The sequence below is a fragment of the Nitratidesulfovibrio oxamicus genome (assembly GCF_015731765.1).
Classification (GTDB): Bacteria; Desulfobacterota; Desulfovibrionia; order Desulfovibrionales; family Desulfovibrionaceae; genus Cupidesulfovibrio; species Cupidesulfovibrio oxamicus.
Window position 1 is genome coordinate 1 of sequence record NZ_VRYY01000312.1, and the last position, 3,054, is coordinate 3,054.

At 68.8% G+C, this 3,054-nt stretch carries 4 protein-coding genes; all 4 read right to left on the reverse strand.

What is annotated here, in order from left to right:
• Positions 1-151 precede the first annotated feature (151 nt).
• The gene (locus FVW20_RS10980) at positions 152-1,213 is read right to left on the reverse strand and encodes a diguanylate cyclase (protein ID WP_196609593.1); all 1,062 of its coding nucleotides are present in this window, start codon (positions 1,211-1,213) and stop codon (positions 152-154) included.
• 172 nt (positions 1,214-1,385) lie between these two features.
• Positions 1,386-2,225, reverse strand: a complete 840-nt coding sequence (locus FVW20_RS10985; RefSeq protein WP_196609595.1) for an HDOD domain-containing protein — start codon at positions 2,223-2,225, stop codon at positions 1,386-1,388.
• Positions 2,222-2,716 (reverse strand): hypothetical protein, encoded by a 495-nt coding sequence (locus FVW20_RS10990; protein ID WP_196609597.1) that lies wholly within the window; start codon positions 2,714-2,716, stop codon positions 2,222-2,224. The genes FVW20_RS10985 and FVW20_RS10990 overlap by 4 nt, the downstream gene beginning before the upstream one ends.
• Positions 2,717-2,770: 54 nt before the next feature.
• Positions 2,771-3,054 (reverse strand): DprA-like winged helix domain-containing protein (locus tag FVW20_RS10995; RefSeq protein ID WP_504739154.1); only part of this gene is annotated, 284 nt, incomplete at its 5' end.

A 3,054-nucleotide genomic window follows, 5' to 3' on the forward strand; every position in this document is an offset into this window, starting at 1 on the left:
CGGCGTGGCACGGCCAGCCGGGGCATCCGCCCCGCCGACAGCCGCCCCGAATACGCCGGATGCGCCGGATACGCCGGATACGCCGGATGCGCCGGATACGCCGGATACGCCGGATGCGCCGGATACGCCGGATGCGCCGCGCCCGCCCCGCTCACGCCTGTCGCCGGTCGAAGACATAGCAACTGCCCGTCCTGTCCTTGGCCAGCTTTTTCACCTGGCTGGCCCGGTACGACGCCTCGCCGTAGTGGGCCAGCGAAAGCCCGTCGCCGGGCCGGTTGCATACCACGGCGATGGATACGGCCATCAGCGGAAAGGTGCGCACCTGCCCCTGCCGGTCGTGGGCCACGATGGCCCCGCGCTCGCGGTCGTCCGCGTCGTAAAAGCCGGGCACGATGGCGTCGAAGGCCCCCACCACGCGGCGGCAGGCGTCTTCCGCCTCGTCCACGGGTGTCACGAACACGAAGTCGTCGCCGCCCACATGCCCCACGAAGGCGGGTTGGCCGCGCACCTCGCGCGCCGTGGTGGCGATGAGCCGCGCAGTGAGCATGAGCACCTCGTCGCCGCGCGAAAAGCCGTACTTGTCGTTGAAGGCCTTGAAGTTGTCGAGATCCGCGTAGGCCAGCGCGAAATCCATGCGCCGATCAATGAGCCCCTGAATGAACTTGATGATCGAGGTGTTGCCCGGCAACTTGGTCAGGGGGCTGGCGTCCAGGGCGCGGCCCGCGCGGGTCAGGGCCAGTTCGATGCGCGCCGCGAGTTCCGTGGACAGCGGGGGCGGCAGGGGCATGCACCCCGCACCCTCTGCGGAGACCGGCGCGGCGGGCAGCACCATGAAATCGTCGGCGTCCACGCCCTGCCAATCCACCCCGGCAACATCCGGGGCGTTCAGGGCCAGCAGCGTGGCCACCTGGCGGTACACGTTCTCGCCCTTCACCAACTGGATCAGCGACACGCCCGACATGTCCGGAAGCGCGGCGGAAACCAGCAGCAGGTCCGGCGGATCGAGAAAGAACTGTTCCAGCACGGCCCGCCCGTTGTCGAACACCCGCCAGTCCATGGGGCGGGAAGATGCCGTGCGCTGTCCCTCCGGGCCGCCGTCCGCCGCCCACAGGGCGCGCACGGTGGCGGTCAGACAGCCGTCCGCCGTGACCAGCCAGCAGCGCGGTACGCCTGCGGCAGCCGTGTCGCCGAAACCCAAGGGGCGCGTGCTCATGGCGCGCTCCATGACGTGCTCAATGATGCGCTCAATGGCGTGCTCAATGACGTGCTCAATGACGCGCGGACCGGAAGCGGGCATGCGGGCAGCACGCGGTACTTCATCAGGCGCGGCGATCGGCTCGTCGATGGGGCAAGCGGTTGCGTTGGCGACACGGCAGCGTCAGGAATCATGCAAACCCCAGCTCCCCGGCATCGGCGAACTTCTCGCACAGGGTGTCCAGCAGGGCTTCCAGCGCGCTCTGGTTCATGCCCAGCAGCTTCAGCGCGTGCGGCGAAAGCTGCGGCACGTTGTCGTCCCCGCCGGAACCGTACTCGAACAGCCGGGCCATGAAGTTGCCCACATGCACCACGCAGGCCATCTGCGGGTAGATGCGCGCGCTCATGGGCTTGTGGTGGAAGGCCATGCCCTCGCGGATGGCGGGGGGCAGGTTCCAGTGTTCGGCCAGCCAGGCGTTGATGCGGTCATGCCCGAAGCCGAGCACCTGCGTTTCCGCGTCGATGTACGGCAGGTCCTGTTCCTGCACCACCGCGTCCACCCTGGCCTTGGCCTCGGGCAGTTGCAGGGCCGACACCACCTTGCCCAGGTCGTGCAGCAGCCCGGCCACGGCGTATTCCTCCGGGTCCTTCATGCCCAGTGCACGGGCCAGTTCGCCGCAGGCCAGCGAGCAGCCCACGCTGTGGTCCCACAGGCCGCGCATGGCGCGGTTCATGTCGTCATAGACCGAGGTGGAGATGATCAGCCCCCGGATGACGTTGAACCCCAGCAGCACCAGGGCGTGTTTTACCGTGCCGATGCGCCCCGGAAAGCCGTAGATGGGAGAGTTGACCATCTTCAGCACCTTGGCCGCCAGCACCTGGTCGAAGGAAATGACCTTGGCCACCTGGTCGGTGGTGGTGTTGGGCAGTTCCAGCAGGCGCGAGACCTCCTGCAACGCCGTGGGGAGCGTGGGCAGGTCCTTCACCGCCAGCAGACGCCCCTTGTAAATGGTGCGCAGGTCTTCGCTCATCGCCCGTTCTCCCGTGGCGCGCCGTTGCCGTTGACCACTTCGGGCCGGGCGGGCACGCCTTCCGGCTCGTCATCAACCAGCGGGATGCGGTTCTGCGCGGCCTGGGCTTCCGCCTCTTCGCGTGCGGCCTCTGCCGCGGCGGCGATGGCGGCGGCCTCGGCTTCTTCCGCTGCCCTCGCGGCGGCGATACGCTCGGCAAAGAAGCGGCGCAGCATGTTGCGCAGGGTGATCATGAACCGGTCCTGCCCGTGCTTGCGGAACAGGTGGTCCAGCCGCCCGGCGATGCGTTCCAGGTCGCTGCCGCCGTCGTCGCCCAGATCCACGGGGCGGCCCTGCACGGTAAGCGACTGCACCCCGCTGGCGCGGAAGCGCGACAGGATGGTGGTGGTCAGTTCAACGCCCGCGCCCACCAGCACCAGCCCGTCGGACTTGGTGACGGGTTTGGCCAGCTTCATGCCGGGCGCGGCGAGGTCTAGCGGTATCTTCTGCATATCCTTCTCCGGCTGGGCACCTGCCCGCCGTTTATATCCGTGGAGCGAGTCCTCCTACATACGCTCGTAACGCATGCCGGGCAACCGGCGCACCCCGCCCTTTACCTCCAGCAACACAAGGCGGCAGCTCACGTCCGCCGCCCCCATGGACAGCGCGCGGCAGATGTCGTCCACATGGGCGCCGGGGCGACCGTGCAGGAAGGCCAGGATGGCGTCGTCCGGACCGGCACGGGGACCGTCGGAGGAATCGTCGGGTGGGCCGTCGTCCGTGCCGCCGCCAATGCAGGGCGAACAGCGCGCGGGGGGTATCGGCCTGCGCGGGCGGGAGGGACGCGGTG